At 32.4% G+C, this 22951-nt stretch carries 15 protein-coding genes and 1 tRNA gene; 8 read left to right on the top strand and 8 right to left on the bottom strand.

Annotated elements, in window-relative coordinates; all coding sequences use genetic code 11:
- Nucleotides 1-22: 22 nt before the first annotated feature.
- From B0A58_RS08365 to B0A58_RS08395, 7 genes are all read left to right on the top strand, one after another.
- Nucleotides 23-1345 (top strand): cation-translocating P-type ATPase, encoded by a 1323-nt coding sequence (locus tag B0A58_RS08365; RefSeq protein ID WP_014082950.1) that lies wholly within the window; start codon nucleotides 23-25, stop codon nucleotides 1343-1345.
- A gap of 19 nt (nucleotides 1346-1364) precedes the next feature.
- Nucleotides 1365-2504, top strand: coding sequence for a cytochrome c oxidase subunit II (locus B0A58_RS08370; protein ID WP_089080683.1), 1140 nt, complete (start codon nucleotides 1365-1367; stop codon nucleotides 2502-2504).
- A gap of 33 nt (nucleotides 2505-2537) precedes the next feature.
- Nucleotides 2538-4334 carry a cytochrome c oxidase subunit I gene (locus B0A58_RS08375; RefSeq protein WP_089080684.1) on the top strand — a complete coding sequence of 599 codons (1797 nt, stop codon included), beginning with the start codon at nucleotides 2538-2540 and terminating at the stop codon, nucleotides 4332-4334.
- 81 nt (nucleotides 4335-4415) lie between these two features.
- The gene (gene ruvB, locus B0A58_RS08380) at nucleotides 4416-5438 is read left to right on the top strand and encodes a Holliday junction branch migration DNA helicase RuvB (RefSeq protein WP_089080685.1); all 1023 of its coding nucleotides are present in this window, start codon (nucleotides 4416-4418) and stop codon (nucleotides 5436-5438) included.
- 20 nt (nucleotides 5439-5458) lie between these two features.
- Entirely contained in the window at nucleotides 5459-6367 is a 909-nt protein-coding gene (queG, locus tag B0A58_RS08385; RefSeq protein ID WP_089080686.1) for a tRNA epoxyqueuosine(34) reductase QueG, read from the top strand.
- A 213-nt stretch (nucleotides 6368-6580) separates the two neighbouring features.
- Entirely contained in the window at nucleotides 6581-7921 is a 1341-nt protein-coding gene (locus tag B0A58_RS08390; protein ID WP_089080687.1) for a hypothetical protein, read from the top strand.
- Between the two features lie 138 nt (nucleotides 7922-8059).
- Nucleotides 8060-9799 (top strand): hypothetical protein, encoded by a 1740-nt coding sequence (locus B0A58_RS08395; RefSeq protein WP_133063098.1) that lies wholly within the window; start codon nucleotides 8060-8062, stop codon nucleotides 9797-9799.
- A 214-nt stretch (nucleotides 9800-10013) separates the two neighbouring features.
- On the opposite strand, the gene B0A58_RS08400 is transcribed toward B0A58_RS08395, so the two are convergent.
- A tRNA-Gln gene (locus B0A58_RS08400) sits at nucleotides 10014-10084 on the bottom strand.
- A gap of 235 nt (nucleotides 10085-10319) precedes the next feature.
- Between B0A58_RS08400 and B0A58_RS08405 the strand changes: the two genes are divergently transcribed.
- The gene (locus B0A58_RS08405) at nucleotides 10320-13607 is read left to right on the top strand and encodes a glycosyltransferase family 117 protein (protein ID WP_089080689.1); all 3288 of its coding nucleotides are present in this window, start codon (nucleotides 10320-10322) and stop codon (nucleotides 13605-13607) included.
- 693 nt (nucleotides 13608-14300) lie between these two features.
- On the opposite strand, the gene B0A58_RS08410 is transcribed toward B0A58_RS08405, so the two are convergent.
- The 7 genes from B0A58_RS08410 to B0A58_RS08440 all read right to left on the bottom strand — a co-directional run bounded on the left by B0A58_RS08410 (nucleotide 14301) and on the right by B0A58_RS08440 (nucleotide 22494).
- Nucleotides 14301-15452, bottom strand: coding sequence for a hypothetical protein (locus tag B0A58_RS08410; RefSeq protein WP_014082958.1), 1152 nt, complete (start codon nucleotides 15450-15452; stop codon nucleotides 14301-14303).
- Nucleotides 15453-15525: 73 nt separating this feature from the next.
- Nucleotides 15526-16386 carry a helix-turn-helix domain-containing protein gene (locus B0A58_RS08415; RefSeq protein ID WP_089080690.1) on the bottom strand — a complete coding sequence of 287 codons (861 nt, stop codon included), beginning with the start codon at nucleotides 16384-16386 and terminating at the stop codon, nucleotides 15526-15528.
- Nucleotides 16387-16717: 331 nt separating this feature from the next.
- Nucleotides 16718-16963: a hexameric tyrosine-coordinated heme protein gene (locus B0A58_RS08420; RefSeq protein WP_089080691.1), complete on the bottom strand. Its 246-nt coding sequence runs from the start codon at nucleotides 16961-16963 to the stop codon at nucleotides 16718-16720.
- Nucleotides 16964-17855: 892 nt separating this feature from the next.
- The gene (locus tag B0A58_RS08425; protein WP_089080692.1) at nucleotides 17856-18623 is read right to left on the bottom strand and encodes a DUF3050 domain-containing protein; all 768 of its coding nucleotides are present in this window, start codon (nucleotides 18621-18623) and stop codon (nucleotides 17856-17858) included.
- Between the two features lie 81 nt (nucleotides 18624-18704).
- A complete protein-coding gene (locus B0A58_RS08430; RefSeq protein ID WP_014082962.1) occupies nucleotides 18705-19883 on the bottom strand; it encodes an acyl-CoA dehydrogenase family protein in 1179 nt (392 codons plus the stop codon).
- A gap of 220 nt (nucleotides 19884-20103) precedes the next feature.
- Nucleotides 20104-21015, bottom strand: coding sequence for a hypothetical protein (locus B0A58_RS08435; RefSeq protein ID WP_089080693.1), 912 nt, complete (start codon nucleotides 21013-21015; stop codon nucleotides 20104-20106).
- A 237-nt stretch (nucleotides 21016-21252) separates the two neighbouring features.
- A complete protein-coding gene (locus B0A58_RS08440; RefSeq protein WP_089080694.1) occupies nucleotides 21253-22494 on the bottom strand; it encodes a metallophosphoesterase in 1242 nt (413 codons plus the stop codon).
- Nucleotides 22495-22951 lie beyond the last annotated feature (457 nt).

The raw sequence follows: 22951 nt of genomic DNA on the forward strand, positions 1-22951 counted from the left end.
AAAACAACTTATCTAATTTGATATGTACACATTTTCTAGTAAATTAAAGACATTTTCACTTATCCTGATGGTAATCGGTATCTTAGGGATAGGTATAGGTTTTATTTCTGCACCAAAAGATATTCAAGAAGTTGAACATATTTTATCGGCAGAATCACACGGACATGAAGGTGCAACTGCACATGAAGTCAAAAAACATGATGCAAAAGCTGAAGCGGAACACAAAGAACATTTAGAGCACGTTTTGGGTCAATTGCAAAACAAACCTTGGGCTGCATTGTACGTAGCTTGTATCTTTTTCATGTTGCTATCCTTAGGTGTTTTAGCTTTTTATGCTATTCAACAAGTTGCTCAAGCAGGTTGGTCACCAGTTTTGTTTAGAGTAATGCAAGGTATTACAGCTTATTTGCCAGTAGCTTCTGTAATCTTTTTTATTATATTGTTGCTCTCTGGCTTGCATTTTAATCACTTATTTGCATGGTTGCATGAAGGTGTTACCGATCCTAAGAGTCATCATTTTGACAAAATTATTACAGGTAAATCTGGCTATTTAAACTTTCCTTTTTGGATTATTAGAGCAGCTATCTTTTTAATAGGATGGAATGTGTATAGACATTTTTCAAGAAAAAACTGTTTAGCTCAAGATGAGTCAAATGACAACTCTTTTTTCAAAAAGAATTTCAATATCTCAGCTATGTTTTTAGTATTTTTTATTGTTTCAGAATCCATTATGTCATGGGACTGGATCATGTCTATTGATCCACATTGGTCTAGTACATTGTTTGGTTGGTATGTTTTTGCTAGCTTTTTTGTTAGTGGAATTACAACTATATGTATGGTAACTTTAATTTTGAAAGCACAAGGATACCTAGAACATGTAAATACTAGCCACATTCACGATTTAGCAAAATTCATGTTTGGTATTAGCGTATTTTGGACATATTTATGGTTCTCTCAATTTATGTTGATATGGTATGCTGATATTCCTGAAGAAACTACCTATTTCTTTACCAGAATTCAGTATTATAATTTACCATTCTTTGGAGCTGTGGCTATGAATTTCTTATTTCCTGTTTTGATTTTGATTAATACTGATTTTAAACGAATTACTTGGGTTTTGGTTATGGCAGGTACAGTAATATTATTAGGTCATTATGTTGATTTTTTCAATATGATTATGCCAGGAACAGTAGGTACTCAATGGTTCATTGGAATACCTGAAATAAGTGCTATATTATTCTTCTTAGGTTTATTTATTTTTGTAGTTTTCAATGCTCTTTCAAAAGCACCGTTATTACCAAAAAGAAACCCATTTATTGAGGAAAGTAAACATTTTCATTATTAATACTTAAAAGAAAAATTAAATGACAAGTTTGTTGGTAATTATAGTTTTAGTTTTATTAGCTGTTGCTGTTTGGCAGTTAATTAAAATATTTGATCTCACTCAAGTAGGAGTTCATAATCAAAATACACAAATTGCAGATGATAATGACAATAATATTCAAGGTTATTTGATGTTTGGTTTTGTTGGTTTTATCTATGTATTTACGATTTATGCTTTAATTTCTTGGGGTAGTTTTATATTAGGAACTCCTGCTTCTGAACATGGAAGTATTGTAGATACTTTGATGAATACTTCTTGGACTTTGATTATGATAGTTCAAGTAATCACTCAAGCACTTTTACATTATTTTGCATTCAAATATAGAGGAAAAGAAGGACAAAAAGCGCTTTATTTTTCTGATAATAATAAATTAGAAGTTATTTGGAGTACTATTCCTGCTGTTGTATTAGCTGGTTTGATTATTTTTGGTTTATTTGCTTGGAATGATATCATGTTTGTTGATGAAAAAACAGATGATGTAATTGTAGTAGAAGTTTATGCTCAACAATTTAATTGGACTGCTCGATATTCAGGTAAAGACAATGTGTTAGGTAAATCAAACGTTAGATACATTAATGGAGTTAATACATTAGGTGTTGATATGTCTGATCCAAATGCTCAAGACGATATTGCTACTAAAGAATTGCATATTCCAAAAGGGAAGAAAGTTTTATTCAAATTCCGTTCACAAGATGTTTTGCATTCTGCTTATTTTCCACACTTTAGAGCTCAAATGAATTGTGTTCCTGGTATGGTTACTCAATTTGCTTTTACACCAATATATACTACTTCAGAGTATAGAGAATTTCCTTTCATTGTTGAAAAAATAGCAAAAATCAACAAAATAAGAGAAGAAAAATCAGCAGAATTGGTTGCAAATGGAGGAACTGCTTTAGATCCTTATACTTTTGATTATTTATTATTATGTAATAAAATTTGTGGTTCGTCTCATTATAACATGCAAATGAAAGTAATTGTCGATACACAAGAAGATTATAAAAAGTGGTTAAGTGAACAAGGTACGATTGCAAAAGCTATTGCAGATGAAAAATTAGCCAATCAACCAAAACCAGAAATTGTAGCTACAACTGCTGTTGCTGTTGATTCAACAAAAATGTAATATAATTCAATTTTAAATTTATAAATTTATAATATGTCAGCAAATAGTCACGATCTTGCACACGATCAAGAACACGAACACCACCATAAAGAAACATTTATTACCAAATATATCTTTAGTATTGATCATAAAATGATTGCTAAACAATATCTTTTAACAGGTATTGTGATGGGTATTTTGGGTGTTGGAATGTCTCTTTTGTTTAGAATGCAATTGGCTTGGCCAGAAGAATCTTTTAAAATATTCAGTATTTTTCTAGGAGAAAAATTTGCTCCAAACGGAGTAATGTCTAATGATACTTATTTGGCGTTAGTTACAATACATGGAACTATTATGGTTTTCTTTGTATTGACTGCTGGATTAAGCGGTACTTTTAGTAATCTTTTGATTCCGTTACAAATTGGAGCTCGTGATATGGCCTCTGGTTTTATGAACATGATTTCCTATTGGCTTTTCTTTTTGTCGAGTGTTATTATGGTAATTTCTCTTTTTGTAGAATCTGGCCCTGCAAATGCGGGTTGGACAATATATCCACCTTTAAGTGCTTTGCCACAAGCCATTTCTGGTTCTGGTATGGGTATGACACTTTGGTTAGTATCTATGGCTATATTTATTGCTTCTTCGTTAATGGGTTCTTTAAATTACATAGTTACTGTTATCAATTTGCGTACAAAAGGGATGAAGATGACAAGATTGCCATTGACTATTTGGGCCTTTTTTGTAACTGCTATCATTGGTGTAGTGTCATTTCCTGTATTGTTATCTGCCGCATTATTGTTGATATTTGATAGAAGTTTTGGTACTTCTTTCTTCTTATCGGATATATATATTGCTGGAGAAGTATTGCAATATCAAGGAGGTTCACCTGTGTTATTCGAGCATTTGTTTTGGTTTTTAGGTCATCCTGAGGTGTATATTGTTTTATTACCAGCTTTAGGTATCACTTCTGAGATTATTGCTACTAACTCTCGTAAACCTATATTTGGTTATAGAGCCATGATTACTTCTATTTTGGCTATTGCATTTTTATCTACCATAGTATGGGGACATCACATGTTTGTATCAGGTATGAACCCTTTTCTAGGTTCGGTATTTACCTTTACTACTTTATTAATTGCGATACCATCTGCAGTAAAAGCTTTCAATTATATTACAACACTTTGGAAAGGTAATTTACAAATGAATCCTGCTATGTTGTTTTCTATCGGTTTGGTTTCTACTTTTATTACTGGTGGTTTAACTGGAATTATTTTAGGGGATAGTACTTTAGATATCAATGTTCATGATACTTATTTTGTAGTAGCACATTTTCATTTGGTTATGGGTATTTCGGCACTTTATGGAATGTTTGCGGGTATTTACCATTGGTTTCCAAAAATGTTTGGTAGAATGTTAAATAAAAATTTAGGATATATTCACTTTTGGGTAACTGCAGTTTGTGCTTATGGAGTATTTTTTCCAATGCACTTTATAGGTATGGCAGGTCTTCCAAGACGTTATTATTCTAATACTGCATTTCCTTTATTTGATGAATTACAAGATGTAAACGTAATTATTACTGTTTTTGCTCTTGTTGGCGGTGCTTTTCAATTGGTATTTTTGTATAATTTTTTCTCTAGTATTTTCTATGGTAAAAAAGCAACTCAAAATCCTTGGAAATCCAATACTTTAGAATGGACAACTCCAGTAGAACATATACACGGCAACTGGCCAGGTGCTATTCCAGAGGTACACCGTTGGCCTTATGATTATAGCAAACCAGGACATGATGAAGATTTTGTTCCTCAAAATGTACCTATGAAAGATGGAGAAGTAGATTTACATCACTAATCTTTTTAGAATATCTTGGAACCTCTCAATTTTTTGAGAGGTTTTTTCATTTTTATCTATATCATTTTTTATCTTTGCTTCATGAATGAAAATTTAGACCCTACCAATCAACATTATAATAATGAGGAATTAGATCTTGAAAAAAAATTAAGACCTTTATCCTTTGACGATTTTGCTGGACAAGATCAAGTATTAGAAAACTTAAAAGTTTTTGTTGCAGCGGCCAATCAGCGTGGCGAAGCCCTCGATCATGCTTTATTTCATGGACCACCTGGGCTTGGCAAAACTACATTAGCCAATATTTTGGCAAATGAATTGGGTGTTGGTATCAAAATAACTTCTGGGCCTGTATTAGATAAACCTGGCGATTTAGCTGGACTTTTAACCAATTTGGATGAAAGAGACGTTTTATTTATCGACGAAATTCACCGTTTAAGTCCTGTTGTTGAAGAATATTTATATTCTGCAATGGAAGATTTTCGTATAGATATTATGATAGAATCAGGGCCAAATGCTCGCACGGTACAAATTAATTTGAATCCTTTTACACTTATTGGAGCTACGACCCGTTCAGGATTATTAACTGCTCCTATGAGGGCACGTTTTGGTATTCAAAGCAGGTTACAATATTATTCCACCGCTTTGCTCACAACTATAGTACAGCGTAGTGCTTCTATTTTGAAAATGCCTATTTCAATGGAAGCTGCCATTGAAATTGCGGGTCGTAGCAGAGGTACACCACGTATTGCCAATGCTTTGTTAAGACGTGTTCGTGATTTTGCTCAAATAAAAGGCAATGGAAAAATTGATATTGAAATTGCACAGTATGCATTAAGAGCTTTAAACGTTGATGCCCACGGTTTAGATGAAATGGACAATAAAATATTAAACACGATTATTGATAAATTTAAAGGTGGCCCAGTAGGATTATCAACATTGGCCACTGCAGTATCTGAAAGTAGTGAAACAATAGAAGAAGTGTATGAACCCTTTTTGATTCAAGAGGGTTTTATAATGAGGACTCCTAGAGGTCGAGAAGTTACTGAAAAAGCATATCAACATTTAGGAAAAATAAATGTAAATATTCAAACCGGTCTTTTTTAAATTTTTTTTTTGACCCATTTATGAAATCAACTTACACAGCATTTATAAAATCCGAAGCCTTAAAGCTCGGATTTTTTTCAGTAGGTATATCAAAAGCTGCATTTTTAGAAGAGGAAGCTCCACGATTAGAACTTTGGTTAGAAAAAAACCATCAAGGGCAAATGAGTTACATGGAACGTCATTTTGATAAACGATTGGATCCTACCATCCTTGTACCAGATGCCAAAAGTGTGATATCGCTTTTGTTTAATTATTATCCTTCTGAAAAGCAAATTGAAAATACCTATAAAATTTCTAAATATGCTTATGGTCAAGATTATCATGATGTAATTAGGGATAAATTAAAAATATTAATGCAAGCCATCCAAGACCAAATTGGACAAGTATCGGGTAGGGTTTTTGTGGATTCTGCCCCAGTTTTAGACAAAGCTTGGGCTAAAAAAAGCGGATTAGGTTGGATTGGGAAAAATAGTAATTTAATAACTAAAAAAGCGGGTTCTTTCTACTTTATAGCTGAAATTATTTTAGATTTAGAATTAGATTATGATACCATTACCACAGACCATTGTGGTACTTGCACTGCCTGTATTGATGCTTGTCCTACACAAGCCATAGTAGCGCCCTATCAAGTGGATGGTAGTAAATGTATTTCGTATTTTACTATTGAATTAAAAGAACAATTGCCTAATGAGCTCAAACAAACTTTTGATGATTGGGTATTTGGATGTGATGTTTGTCAAGATGTATGTCCTTGGAATCGGTTTTCTCAACCCCATCAAGAGCCTTTATTTTCAGCTAAAACAGAGATTATTAACAATACAAAAGCAGATTGGGAGTTTTTATCAGAAGAGAATTTTAACGAAATATTCAAAAAATCACCTATAAAACGTATTAATTATCATAAATTTTTTAATAATTTATTAAAATAATTGAAAATAAAATATTTTAACATATTTGTGATTTATTTTTTTAAGGTTTTATTTTTTATTTATTATCTTTGTACCAAATTAGCCATAACTATATCGCCGACAAAATACTACTTATTTAAGGTGAAGTACATAAAACATTTGTATTAATGGATAGGGTTTTATAATACTAAATTAGTTATACTTTTTTAATATAATAAATAAAAAATAATTTATATGAGAAAAATTCACTTTGTTTTACTGTTTTTAATAGCAGCAATTAAAATTCAAGCACAAGTAGGTGTTGGTACCGTTAATCCAACAGGTACATTTAATGTTGATGGAGCTAAGGACAACGCTACCACAGGTACACCAACAAATGATCAACAAGCCAATGATTTTATAGTTACATCTACAGGCTTAGTAGGTATTGGAAAATTGATTCCAAAGGCTATCCTTGACATTAATTCAACTAGTGGTCAGATTGTCAATACAAGATATTCAACAACTGCAAATGCGGGACCTGGTTTGATTTTAAGAAAATCTAATGCCGCAAATAATTTAGACAATGGTGCTTTGTTGAGTGGTGACTTAATTGGTAGAATTGCGTTTTTTGCTAATACGGGTTCAGGATATAGTACAATTGCTAATAGTGAAATGAGATCTGAACAAGTAGGTACTGCTTCTAGTACAAACGTAGGATCGAAAATTATTTTTGCAACGGCTACTCAAAATACAACATCATTAACAGACCGTATGGTAATTTTAGATAATGGGAAAGTGGGAATTGGAATTGTAAACCCGTTAAATATGCTTGTTGTAAGAGGTGTAAATGCACAGCCCTCTGCTCAAAACCTAGATCAAACCAATGCAACCTTTAGAGTGGATAGCAATACCAATCACGCATTGGATTTTGGTACATTAAATGATACACCTTATGGGGCTTATATTCAAAGTCAAAATAAAACAGGAGCAAATGGTTTGGCATTGTCTTTAAACCCTACAGGTGGTAAAGTCGGGATTGGGCTTGTTTCACCAAGTTATGATTTGGATGTCAATGGAACTGCAAGAATTGCTACTGTACCAACCATTGCTACTGCTACCAAAATGTTAGTAAAAGACCCATCTACTGGACAAATTTCAGAGCAAACTATTAGTGGCGGTACAACGCCATCTACAGTTGTGTATGTAAATGCGGCTACTCCAGCAACAGCAACCATATTTGATACTGCCAATCCAGCAGTAACTAATAACAACGCTTTTAAAAATTTAACTACTGCCATTTATGTTGGTACGGATGGAAGCCAATGGACAAGTGATGGCACTGTTTATTCTACCTATGCTCCCTCTTTTCAAGGGGCTAGCGATGAGTTTACTGCTACTGCAAGCCAAACGGTATTTACTCTTTCAGGATTGCCAAAAGGTAAAGTATGGTTTTTTAGAAACGGTTCTCGACTAACTAACAATTGTTATACCGTAGTAGGCTCGAAAGTTACTTATATTCCTGCAAATAATGGAGGTGCTTCGCTTGGTACAATTGTAGCCGGAGATATTATAACCATTGATTATGTAAAATAATTTTTCTTTTTTTAACAAACAGAGATAATTATTTAATTTACATATATGAAATCGCTATTAACTGCTAGTTTGTTGCAAACAAATAGTAATATAAAAGCGATAACCTATATGACCGATTAAAAAACAAATTTTACATATATGAAAAAAATATTTATAATACTGTGTGTTATGGGGTTTATTACCTCAAAGGCACAACAATTTGATGCCGTACACGTTTTTAACAAACAAGGTGTTTTTATCAAAAGCGATCCTGATGCTAATTTAGTAAATCGTCGTGGAGTGAAAGCTACAGGTTTGGTTGAAAACGAATCTGTTGACAGATGGGGTAATCTTTATACAGTGCCAGGTAATATTGGTTACCAAAATTATTGGACAACAAATCACTTGGTAACTTGGACGGCTCAAAATCAAAGTTTGGCTTTGGTTGCTTCGCCTGCAGATGTAAATGTTGTAATTGGAGCAAAAGCAGGCTATAGAATTATTGCAACGGGATCTGCAAATACAGGATCTGCAAATTTAATTATTGCAGGTACAGCTACTAGTCTAGGGACATTTAATGGTGGAGGAACGGTGGTTTTTGAAGCCAGTCAGAACGTTGGTGTCAATGGTTTTACAGGTATTACCGTGCAGTCGGGTGCCACTTTGCAATACGGTACAGATTGGACTAAAACATTTACTATTGGGCCAGGTCAATTGGTTGTTTTAAGCGGTGCTACATTAGAATTTAGAACTAAAAATACTACTCAAGCAGAGTTTATGGGGCCTGGTATGCGTATAAGTGGTACTCTTAATATGATTGGAAATGGTACTGCTACGGGCGGGATATACAAACCATATTCAGCTACTTGGGTTTTAAATGGCGGGGTAATGAATTTGGTCAATTGTTCTTTAGAGCTTTCTAATACCTTTGGGCTAGGTGCAAGTGATCCATTGGCGGGCTATTATTCTGGTACACTTAACATCAATAAAGATTCTGGCTTAATAATAAGTTCAAATGCTCTAACAGAAGGTATAGCAGTCAATGTGGCAGGTAATGGATCAGGAATCTCTGGAACGCCTCAGGTAGCAATATACGGTAAGGGAACTAGTTCTAGTGGGATTAATGGTGTAGTTACCCTAAAAGACGATACTGTGATAGCTTTTGAAAATACAGTGGCAAACCCCGTTTGTGCTAATATTACTGGGCCATACAAATTAACGTATGGTTGTCCTACATCTGGAACAAATAGTTTGGCTTGGTTAGCTGGTAATAGTACCCATACAGGTGTAATGGAAATTGCTTATGGAACCGCAAAAGTGTTAGCTTCAGAAGGGACGAGTGGTTCACAATATGTAAACTTAAAATCAGGAACTACCTTGTGGTATAATGTACTTAATGCAAGTGCTAAATCCTGGCGGGCAGAAGCCAATACGTCTATCATTCTTTCTAATTTTGAAGTAACCCTTAATAATCAAGAGTCGATTCCATTACAAGCCATTTTTTCTAGCAATGGCAAATTAACTTTAGCATCAGGAAGCGACTTAGAGTTGGCAGCCTCGCCACATACTTGTACGGGTAATTTAACTGTTAATAGTGGTGCCAAAACAGGGGCTGCTATTGCTTCGGTAGTATGGGCTGGGCCACTAATTATGTCTGGAGCTACAAGTGCATTAAATGTAAATAATGTTTCTAATGCTGCCTCAAAGTTGAAATGTACTACTTTTACAGCAGCTAGTGGTTTTACCGTTAATGTGCCTAACTTAACTGCGGGTACTTATGATATTTTAGAACGAACAAATACAGGTACCAATACCATCCCAACTGTAGGTACTAATGCAAGTGGCTTAACCGCAAGTTTTAGCTGGGTTGGTAACATCTTAAAAATGACTTTATCTTAAAGTATATAATAAAATAATTTACCCTAAAAAAGATTTGAAGTACTTTCAAGTCTTTTTTTTGTTTTATATGGTAATAAATGCCAATTTAGAAACTGGAAAAAATGAAATTCAGTTATAAAATAAAAAATAACCAATTGATTATATAATAAATTTTTGAAGTTTTTTATATAATAAAAAAGGTTTATCTAAATTTAGATAAACCTTTTAAAATAAGTTGGTCTACAAGGACTCGAACCTTGAAAGACTGCACCAAAAACAGTTGTGTTACCATTACACCATAGACCAGCTTTGATTTGTAATCGGGTGCAAATTTATAGCTTTTTTTGTTTTGTGCAAACTTTTTTTTGACTTTTTTTCAAAAAATTTTAGTTGTAACAATTTTTATTTTTTAAAGTCTTTATAATCAGTAACCAATTTTGAAATAACCATAAAAAAGCAATAGATTTTTGTAGTAAATGAACCGTCATTACATAAAAAATTGTTTCTTTGTAGCGTTATTTTAAATTCAATATAATTTTTCATGAACACCAAATCTTTTAACTTTAAAAAATGGAATACCATCACAGGGTGGTTTGCTTTTTTGATCGCATTGATTACTTATTCTTTAACGGTTGAACCCACAATGAGCTTTTGGGATTGTGGCGAATATATAGCAACAGCAGCAAAACTAGAAGTTGGCCATCCGCCTGGAGCACCCCTTTTTCAAATGATTGGTGCCTTTTTTGCCATGTTTGCTATCGATAAGGAACACATTGCCTTAATGGTCAATATGATGTCTGTTTTTTCAAGTGCTTTTACAATTTTGTTTCTTTTTTGGTCATTAACCCTCCTTTTGGAAAAAATGATAACGCCGTTCAAAACGTTCGATAAAGATGTTCAAATTGCCGTTTTAGCAAGTGCTTTTGTTGGGGCTTTAGCGTTTACTTTTACAGATAGTTTTTGGTACAATGCCGTCGAAGCTGAAGTGTATGCCATGGCTTCTTTATTTATAGCTATATTATTTTGGCTTGGACTTCGATGGGAAAAAGACATGCACACCTCTCGAGGCAACAAATGGCTGCTCGTGATCAGTTTGATGGTTGGTTTGTCTTTTGGAGTTCATTTTATGGCTTTATTAACCATTCCTAGCATTGGATTGTTGTATTATTTTAAAAATTATCAAAAAATAACGCCAAAAAACTTTATCATTGCTAATGTTGTGGTAGTAGCAGTATTGTTATTTATTTTCAAATTATTGTTGCCTTTAACCATGTCGTTGTTTGCCAAAACTGAGGTTTTTATGGTAAATCAAATTGGGTTGCCTTTCAATTCGGGTACCATTTTCTTATCGATATTGATTATTGCGGGTTTTTATTACGGACTTCAATATACCAAAAACAAAGGTTATGTACAATGGAATACGTTATTGTTGTCTGTGTTATTTATTTTGATTGGTTTTTCTACTTGGTTGATGTTGCCTATCCGGGCCAATGCCAATACTGTAATAAACGAGAACAAACCATCTGATGCTGCCGAAGTTTTGGCTTATTATAACCGTGAGCAATATGGCGACAACCCTTTATTTTACGGGCCTCAATTTACAGATATGTTTGCTGGATTGGATGAAGAAACGCCTTATTTAGACGAAAAACCCAATTATGAACGCGATTATCAAACTGGAAAATATGTGATTGTAAACAATTATATCAAGTCTAAACAAAATTCTAGTAACACTCAAAAAACCATTTTACCAAGGATGTGGAGTACAGAAAATGCTGAAAATTATATGGCATATACAGGCCCTTTGGAATTTAAATTGGATCCTAATTATGATTATTCGTCAGATTTGCCTCAATATGGCATAGACCCAGAAAAATTATCAGAAGAAGAGTTGTCTGCAGCCGTTGCACAAATGCAATCAGAAGTAGTAAAATCCATTTCACAATTTAAGCAAGCTTATGCAGCCCATCAAATTGATAATGAAGATTACATCAAATTCCTTCGCAATTATAAAGATTATTTGATCATTGAAAAACCAACTGCCGCAGCCAATTTTGGATTCATGTTCGATTTTCAGTTTGGTTATATGTATGCTCGTTATTTCTTGTGGAATTTTGTTGGCCGACAAAATGATATTCAAGGAAAAGGAGATGTTTTGGACGGAAATTGGTTGAGCGGTATCAATTTTTTTGATGAAGCACGACTTGGATCGCAATCCGATTTACCAGACGATGTTGTAAAAAACAAAGGACGTAATACCTATTATTTCTTGCCATTTATTTTAGGACTTATTGGTGTTTTTTATCATGCCAAAAAAGACTTAAAAAGCTTTTATGTCATTCTAACACTATTTTTGTTTACAGGAATCGCCTTAAAAATATATTTGAACGAACGCCCATTTGAGCCTCGAGAAAGGGATTATGCACTCGTAGGCTCGTTTTATGTATTTGCCATTTGGATAGGAGTGGGCCTATTTGCCATAATAGAATATGTTCAAAAATGGATGGCTCCAAAAGTAGCAGTTCCCGTAGTAACTGTTGTATGTTTGCTTGCTGCTCCTGTATTGATGGCAACTCAAAATTGGGACGATCATGACCGTTCTAACAAATATACTGCTACAGCCATGGCAAAAGCCTATTTGGATTCGTGCGAAAAAAATGCTATTTTGTTTACTATTGGCGACAACGACACCTTTCCGCTGTGGTATGCACAAGAAATTGAAAATTATAGGACAGATGTTAAAATTGTTAATACCAGCCTCTTTATGACGGATTGGTATATAGACCAAATGAAAATGAAAGCCTATAACTCCGAACCACTCAAAATTTCGTTCAAACACCACCAATATGTTGGTGATAAACTCGATTTTGTAATTTTCAAAAAAACAACAGAGGAGCGTTTGGATATTAAAAAGTTTTTAGAATTTATTGCTTTTGACGATCCACGAACTATGGTAGCATTGGGTAATGGACAGAAATATCATTTTTACCCAACAGATAAAATAAGAATTCCTGTGGACAAAAATACCATTATCAAAAACAATGTAGTACATAAAAAATACCACGATTCTATTGTGCCATTTATAGATATTGATTTGAAAGACAATGGTTTGTATAAAAACAGATTGATGATGCTAGACATTATTGCCAACAACAATTGGGAACGTCCAATATATTTTAGTGGTGGTAGTTTTGGCGACGATGATTATTTGTGGATGAAAGAGTATTTGCAATTGGACGGCATGGTTTACAAGTTGGTTCCTGTAAAAAACAAATTAGACAAAGAATCAGGTGTAATGGAAATGGGGCAAATAGATGCTCATAAAATGTATGACATTGTCATGAAATGGGATTGGGGCAACTCTGGTAGCACAACAATATATCATGATCCAGAAACCCGCCGCAATAGCATTACTTACAGAACCAATTTGTCCAGATTGATGGATCAACTCATTGTAGAAGGACAGCACCAAAAGGCCAAAAACATCATCGATTTGGCACTTAAACAAATGCCAGTTGATTATTTTGACTATTATGTAGCTTTGGAACCTTTTGCTAGGGGATATTATCAAATTGGAGCTCAAACAGAAGCTCGCAAACTTTTAGATCAATTGATTCATAAATATGTCCAAAATCTTAAATATTATGGCAATTTGACACCAAGAGAACAAAATTTTATCCAATTAGAAATTATTACTAATATTGAAAGATACAGAAGCATGGTTCAAGTTAGCAAAGAAGCCAATGACTTGACGTATTACAACAAAGCCAAAGCTACTTTTAATAGCATCAACAAACATTTTGAAAGATTTGGACGAGATAATGAATAGGTTATAATCTAATATAAAAAAAGCACTTCTTAAAAAGGAGTGCTTTTTTTTTTACTTATAATCCTATTAAAATATTTATAACCAATAACGACGATTTTGCCCTAATGCAATTAATTGGCATTACATGGGTTAGGTTTTTACCAAACACTTATAATACCAAATATACATATAAAACAGTCCAATCTATTGCTTCTTTTTTGCTAAAATTATTGAACATTTTTTCTAAAAAATAACTACGCATCTTTGGACTATTTTATAAATATATTTGGGATAACAAACAAACTAATCTAAAATATTTTTTTGCAATAAAGAGTCTGAAATAATTGTTCCGAATCTAACAATAGAGCTGTTTTTTCTCATTTTTTTTAATAAAATCAACTGCGTATTTTTATTTGACCATTTTATAATAACGGAAATTGTTATTGCATTTATTTGTAATTGTTCGGATCGAGTATGAGCTGTTTTGTAAATATATTAGGATATATCACAAAGTTAATTAAAGAAATTATTAAAGAAATTTTGTTATTGATAAATGTCTAAGTAGATAATATTAATATAAAAATAAAAAACTATTTCAATTTTATTTCCTTTCGGATTTAAAATCAAAATAGTTTTCCTAATCAAAATCAAAATATAAACAACAAATAATAACACCTTTTAATTTAAATATTGAGCTTTTTAAATGCTAAAGTATTAAGATTTTACTAAAAATGTTTGTTCGGTCGTTTTACTAATCGTTTTACTTATTTTGTTATAAAGTTCCACTTTGATAGTATGAGTTACACCATCAACACTAGTTCTGTTCATGCCTTCAAATACTATTGGATTCCAGCTTTCTATATAATAGGGCGTTTGATCAATTGTTAATCTAATGCCATAAGTATTACCAAGTTTGGCTAATGTTGGGCTAGGAACTACATAATCCAATAAAATTTTACTGTATTCGCTACTTCCGGTGTAAGTTCTGATAGGTCTTGAGGAATAAATTTCGTCTGTTGTTAAGGTATTTCCAGCATTAACACCAACTATAGTATTGCCCATTACCATATATTTGCCACTTATCATGGCTTCAGGGTTTTTGTATCCTTCATGATATGATCTTGATAAAAAGGCAATTATGGTATGTTCACCATCAGGCAAATTTAAAGCATAAGTATAGGGATTTCCTGCTGCAATATAAGGACTTCCATCAATAATTAAATGAACATGTTGCCCCATTGGCGAAAAAGCCAACCCGGCTGTGGTTTGATCTGGTGTTGCTATTCCAAATGTATAATTAGATACACCAAAATTAAATACGCCTGCTGTAAGAGTAAACCATGATAAAGTAGGAGTTCCCATAGGAATATAAGAACCCGTTCTAACTGCAAAACTATAATTGTCCATTGGCAAAAGCGTTGTAGGAGCTGCGTTTTTTGTAAAACTTCCAGTAAGTCTATCTACAACTGCTGCATTAACATCCAAGCTACTTGGCTCTACTAATACATTTGAAAATGTAACCACATCATTTGTTTTACTAAAGTCTAAATTAACTTTTGTAACATTTTGATTAGACCATAAGTGGGCTAAATTTGTTTTCTCTATCAAAACAGTCAATTTTTGATCTGTTCGGCTAATTTTACCTACCAATGCGTAATTATTTGCAAAAGTGTTTGAGGCAGCAATCCACCGTTGAGCTGTAAAAGTACCATTTGCGGCAATTGTCAATCTAACAAAACCTGCTTTGTCCCAAGTACCAACAAATTCTGAAATATCCTGATTGACAACCATGGGGGTATTGTCTTTTGAACATGAACCTAGTACCATGCTAATAAATAGCAGAAATGTTTTAAAATAATTTTTCATAATTTTTTTATTTTTTAATATTTACGGCAAAGGAACATCATATTAAATTTTACTCCTATGGACATAAGTATTACTATATGGATAATGTTTCTAAAAATGTGCCTTTTATATTTTTTCTAAATTCTAATGGCGATACCGTAGTATTGTTTTTGAAGAATCTACTGAAATACAAAGGATCCTCAAAACCCATTTCAAGGCTAATTTTTTTAATGGAATCGTTACTTAAATACAATTTTTTTTTTGATTCTATTATAATTTTATCTATCAATATTTTTTGAAACGATCTTCCAAAAATTTGATTACATTTTCTGTTTAATGTCGATTTTGAGATATTTAAAACAGAAGCATAAAAATTTAAATCATGATGCAGTAAATAGTTTTGACTGATAACTATTTCAATATCATTTGCAATTGCTGGTTTATTTATTTGCTCGATTGTTTGTGATTTAAGTTTTAATCGTACGGCTTGTATCAAAATTATTTTCAACAAACTTGATACCATCTCTATACTTGCAACGTTGGGTTGTTCCATTTCTTGAAGCATTTGAGCAATAATTCCTTTTATTTGTATAAAATCAACACTTTCTAATGTACAAATGGTGTTATAATACGGATTATTAAATAATAATCCTTGACAACCAATCTCTTTGGCATGTATATCGATACAGAAAAAATCGGGATGAAATTGAATTATGATGCCTTTGATAATTTGATCTGTTTCTAAATCCCAAGTAACTTTTTGATATGGATATAAAAAAACAGCTGTTTTATGATGGATACGCCTTTTTTGGCTATCAATACTTAAATAGCCAATGCCGCTTTCGGTAAATATAATACTATAAAAATTACTTTTTTTGATGTTTTTCCAAAAGGAAATATCTTCAAAATGAAATATAGAAAAAATAGGTAATTTTTTTGAATTATATAAATACATTTTTTATCTATTTATGGTACATGTAATTTTTTATATAAATAATAAATAGCTACTTATATTTATATTTATAAATATCAAAAGGTATTTTATTGATATAAAGTAATACTATCGATTAATATTTATGGTACTATTTTTTTTAAAAATAACTATTGTTGTGCGTTGAAACACTACAAACTTTTAGAATGTAGTATCCCAACACAAACCCAATAACTTTAACATACATTTTCTAAATTGTATTTGGGGTATCAATTTTGAATAGTATATAAATAATAAAGTTACCGAAAAACAACAACTAATATTTTAAGTTTCTTTTTTAAATATAATTTTTGATTTAATCCTTTTTCCAATAATTATTTGCAGCTGCAATGGTTGCAAATTCTGTAGCTACAATTTGACTAATCATGATTAACATGGTGGCATCTGTTGCATATATTTCTCTAAGATTCATTCTGATTTCATTATCTGGTTGCAAAGTTTTTATGACTAATCTAGACATCAACATAGCTAAAGATCTACCTTCTTCAGGAGTATTAGTTATCAAAGTGCCGTTGGGTATTAAGGTAATGGTATTTGGCATATTTTTTAAATATTTTTAATAAATTAATAATTTTTAAAACATTGTTAGGTTTCTATTTTTATTGACTAGTTGTAATACATAATTTGTTAATGCAAAGTCTTTTTTATCGTATCCTAAAAAATGGAATCTTTTTCCAATTGCCTAATCATGTTTTTAATCATTACAAAAATAAAAATATAAACAAATTGCAATAAAATTATACCTACATGAAAGATACACATTCATTAAAATATAATTTTATTTTGTGTAGTAGCTTGTTTTTCAATACAATAAAATTGCAATAATCATATCAATGGAACGATATAAATCAAAATACAAAAAATGAAGTGTATGTTTTAAGTATGAGAATTCACAACTTAATTGCTTTATTTTCAGATTTTTGCTTTGAAAAAATGAAATCACAACAAAAAGTGACTCCATATACATTTCAAAATAGTTCAATCAATTAGCTCTCTTTTACTAAAAAGAGCCCAAAAAAATGGTTACCTGGCACAGCTTTACTATTTTTTTTTTAATTTTTTCCAAAAAAAGTACCTAGAGTTTTCGTTATCACTCGATTGCCTCTTTGAACTATTGTATAAATTTAAGTGTTTTTTTTTAATGCTTCCAATCTTTTGAAGCAGTAATTAGTCAAGCAAAATGATTATTTTGATTTTAGGATTAGAATAATTTATATTAAAAAAAGGCCTGTCTAAACAGGCAAAAACAATTTGAGTTTTCGATTTAGAATTTTTGTATTTTAAAATTTGGAATTGTACAATGCTGGAGCCATACATAGTACAAAATACGTATGCTAATTGGCAATGTACAATAATGCGTTAATTTTGTATCACTAAAAGATACGGTTTGTTTTTTGTATAGCTATATATAATTTAATTTTTAAAAATTAATATTATTTAGTAAGCATTTCCTCTATGGCATCCCAAAGACCTATTCGTTTAATCAAGGCCTCTTTTGAAATAATAGCCACTTCTTCCCATTTTTGAGTATCTTGACCACACAAAGCCGCAACCATTTCCATGGCCATAGGGCTGTGTTCATCGGCATCAAGTGCTATATGTCTTTCAAAATAATATATAAATTTAGACAAGTCCGATTCAGGAAAATTTTGTTGAATGTTTTTTAAAATCGCTGTAAACATGGTTGGTATTAAATCCTCACGACCAAATGTAAATGCTGCTGCAATTTCATGGGCTTTACCACTTGCAATGGTTGAAAATGTGAAATTCAAAAAATCTTTCACCTTATGATGGATGGGATTTTCTTGAATAATTTGAAAAATAGCATTGCTGTGTTTAACACGATCTACAAATTTCATTATAGTTTGCGTGTTGGCACCGCAAGCTTCCATGGCTTCTATATACATCTCAAAATGGCTCAATCGTCTGCCATCTATGGTCAAATCGGATTCTTCGGCTACAACAATTTCGTTAATCAAATACCGGGTCGTAGGATTTTCAGAGGCATACCAAGGGATGCTTGTACAGGTCAATTGATTTTGTAAAGATTTTAGTAACGACATAAAATCCCATACCGCATACACATGATTTTCTTGGAAGCAATGTAAATCAGATATAGTTGTAATTTTTTGATACAAAGTATGTTGCAATAACTGTGCTTTGTATGGTGCAATGGCTTGATTAATAGTAGTTATAGACATTATTTTATTTTTTAACAAAATTAAAAAAAGCTTCTCAATATGAAGAAGCTTTTATAATTTATTTTTGGTATCGAATAAAAATTATTTAAAGGCAGGAATACCTGTAATGTCCATACCTGTTATTAATAAATGAATGTCGTGTGTGCCTTCATAAGTAATTACTGATTCTAAGTTCATGCTGTGTCTCATGATAGAATATTCGCCAGTAATTCCCATGCCACCAAGTATTTGTCTGGCTTCACGGGCAATGTGTATTGCCATGGCCACATTATTTCGTTTGGCCATAGATATTTGGGCTGTTGTTGCTTTGCCTTCGTTTCTCAAAACACCCAATCGCCATGTCAATAATTGTGCTTTTGTAATTTCAGTTATCATTTCAGCTAATTTTTTTTGCTGTAATTGTGTACCTGCAATGGGTTTGCCAAATTGGATGCGTTCTTTGGCATATCGCAAAGCTGTATCATAACAGTCCATTGCGGCTCCAATAGCTCCCCAAGCAATACCGTATCGGGCAGAATCCAAACACCCTAACGGGGCTCCTAATCCTGATTTGTTAGGCAACAAATTTTCTTTTGGTACTTTAACATTATCAAATATCAACTCTCCTGTAGATGACGCCCTCAACGACCATTTGTTGTGTGTTTCTGGAGTCGAAAATCCTTCCATTCCTCTTTCTACAATCAATCCATGAATGCGTCCTTCCTCGTTTTTGGCCCATACTACTGCAATATCTGCAAATGGAGCATTGGAAATCCACATTTTGGCACCGTTTAGTAAATAATGGTCGCCCATGTCTTTAAAATTGGTTATCATGCTTCCTGGATCAGAACCATAGTTTGGCTCAGTTAATCCAAAACACCCCATCATGTCGCCGGTAGCTAATTGGGGTAAATATTTCATCCGTTGGGCTTCATTACCATATTTCCAAATCGGATACATAACCAATGATGATTGTACAGACGAAGTAGAGCGTACACCCGAATCGCCCCTTTCTATTTCTTGCATGATCAAACCATAAGATATTTGATCGAGCCCTGCACCTCCATATTCTACTGGAATATAAGGCCCAAAACCTCCAATTTCGCCCAATCCTTTGATGATTTCTGTTGGAAAAGCAGCCTTTTGTGCATAATCTTCTATGATAGGCGATACAGCTTTTTTTACCCAAGCTCGGGCTGCCTCTCGAACAAGTTTGTGTTCGTCTGTCAATAAATCGTCTAATTGATAATAATCAGGGGCTTGAAATAAGTCTGGTTTCATAAATTATGTTCTTTTAAAATAGTATTTGGCATACTAAATAGGGGTTTATTAAAGTTCTTTTTTTGGTATTTGAAACAAAATTAATAAAGAAATTTAACAAAACAACCATAATTTGTTATAATTTTAAAATATTTTTATTTGGCTTGCTTTCTTCAATAAAAGGCCTTGATATTTTTATCTATTACCAAATAGTCATCTTGCGTTTGGATGTGTATAAAAATTAATTTTTTTTCAATAAAAGTTGTATTTTTTTAGACCATTTCAAAGCTCCTTTTTCATTAAGGTGGTCGGCATCATAAAAATCAGTTGCTATAAAACTACTATCTTTCAAAAAATTGTAATAGCAAACATGTCGGTTTAGTTTTACAAATTTTTGAATTTGGGTTTCTATTTGCTCTAATTGCTCTATATGAAGTTGATCTGTATAGGTTTTGTAAGCTGGTGATGTAACTAATATTAGTTTACAGTGTTTTTTTCTTGCATATTCAATAATGTCATTCACAATTTTTACATTGTTTTTAAAATGTTTCTTAGATTTTGAACCATGCCTTTTGGCAGCGGTTTTACCGGTAGCCACCAGGTTTTTTTTGTACTTGGATTGGTATTCATTTCCCCATCCTAATTTTTCGGTAGTAATAGCACTTTTATTTTTAAAGTAAAAGGACCAAATACGTTTTATATTATCTTTAAACTTAACATTTAAAATTTCAAAATGTTTGCTAACTTCATTTTGAGGTTCAAATCCATAATAGATTACATAATTCTTTATTCGCCAATCAGAGGCACCTCCGTTCAATGTAAAATAGAGCGAAAAATAATCTATGGGTACAATAATCGTTTGAAGTTGCTCGAAACGGGTGTCGTATTTTTCTAATATTTCTAAATCATAATTCAAAGGCTGCGAAATATAAGAAGCATTATAACAATTTGAAGCTATATACCGTGGATCGAGCCCATAAAATGTATGCGAACTACCCAAAATTAATGTTTTTATTTGACCCGCATGCAAATCCAAATACGATTTTTTTACTTGATAATCATTAGGAATATTTCTAATTAATATTTCGATGGTAACAAATGCAATTATAATTGGAAGAATAAAAAAAAAAGTTTTTTTAATAAATATTTTCATACCATTTAGTCATTATTTTTTTTCAAAAAAAACAAAAAAATTCTTTAAATTGGGGCAATTATACGAGCAAAAAAGGACCACTAAGTTATGCTCGCCAATAGTCATGATGCAACATCAAGTCAAACAAAATAGTTCCTAGCAATCCATTGGGTATCTGTTGTCAAATCAAACACTTTCTATCAAAAAAACATTTTCTTGATGCCAAAAAACAAGTGCAAAATTACTAATTTGTTTCAATTAAGCCCTACTTTGACGCTTTTTTAATTCAATTACCGTAATTTCGGGCATAATTCCAACCCTTCCAGGATAGGCATGAAAACCAAACCCTCTATTTACATACAAATGCCTTCCTTTATGTTCATACAATCCTGCCCACTGCTCATATTGGTATTGTACAGGGCTCCATTTAAAAAAGCCTGGAATTTCAATACCAAATTGCATACCATGCGTGTGGCCAGATAGTGTTAAATGAAAATGGAGGTCGTTGTGTTGCACTATTTTGTTCCAATGACTAGGGTCGTGGCTCATCAATATTTTAAAATCAGTGGCTTTCAAATGTTTTGATGCCAAATCCAAATCGCCCGCTTTCTTAAAATTATGACCCCAGTTTTCTACACCCACCAATGCAATTTGGTCTTGGCCTTTTGAAATGTATCGGTGCTCGTTTAGCATTAATTGAAACCCAATATCGCCATACAATTTTTTAATACTTTCAAAATTTTCTTCCTTTTCTTTAGCAGATTTCCAAGTTACATATTCGCCATAATCATGATTGCCCAAAACTGCAAATTTGCCATATTTGTGTTGCTTGATGTCATTAAAAACCTCAATCCATGGGTGCATTTCTTTAGCATGTGTGTTTACTATATCGCCCGTAAAAAGCATCAAATCAGCCTCTTGCTCATTAATCAAATCAATGGCATATTTAATTTTTTCTGGATTATCAAAACTCCCACTATGTACATCCGAAATTTGTAAAATCCTAAATCCGTCAAATGCTTCGGGCAAATCGTCATACAAAACTTGTTGTTTAATTACCTTATAGTTGTATTTGCCATATTTGATGCCATACAACAAAGACAAAAATGGAATAGATGCCAAACCAATGCCAATTTGACTTACAAATTGACGTCGGGCTATCAAAAAATCACTATTTGAATTTGGTTGTGCAAAATGTTTAAAAACACCAAATAAAAATCTAAAAAAATCTTCGCCAAAAAGAATTATAGAAACCACCATTTTTGGAATATAAACCACCAACAACAAACCAAGTGTAAACATAGTTTGAGGGGTTTGTCCAACAGATCTGTCAAATTTTGTAAACGAATACACAATAAATCCCAAAATAAACGCATTGACTACGATATAAAAAATAAGTAACCACCTGTTTTTTATCAACGTTTTAAAAGCTTGGTAAGCATAAAACTCCATCAAAAAAATAAAACCAAACAAAAGTGCCAATCGAATTATAAATTTCATATCGAAAATTGTTATTTTTATAAATATAGGACGCTGTGCAAAAAGTATAGTTGCATAAGGCCACAAAATCTTGCAAAGAAACAAATTTCAATTAAAACATTTTCAATTATGTTCCCTTTTTTAACATCCCTTTAACCCACAGGCATTTTTTTTATAAGAAGCAGCTACTTCAGGCATTTTCACGCAGGGGCAGTTCCCGCCTTTCGTTACAATCTTTTTGTTTTTAAAGAAAAAACAAAAAGGATTTCCACTGCAGTCGGGGCTATTTTGCAGCTACATGTTGTGTTTCCGATAGGCTTTTCAAAATGAAATATCAGTTAAATAGACCCTATAATTATACCTATATCAGGCCTAAAAATCGTCATCAACCGACCCAATGGACCTGTTTTCTTTTATCTAAAAAAAGCAAACCTAATACCAAACTCTTATATAAAAAAGTCGAGTTATTTACATAAAA

Origin of the sequence: Flavobacterium branchiophilum NBRC 15030 = ATCC 35035, assembly GCF_002217205.1 — a bacterium.
Taxonomy (GTDB): Bacteria; Bacteroidota; Bacteroidia; order Flavobacteriales; family Flavobacteriaceae; genus Flavobacterium; species Flavobacterium branchiophilum.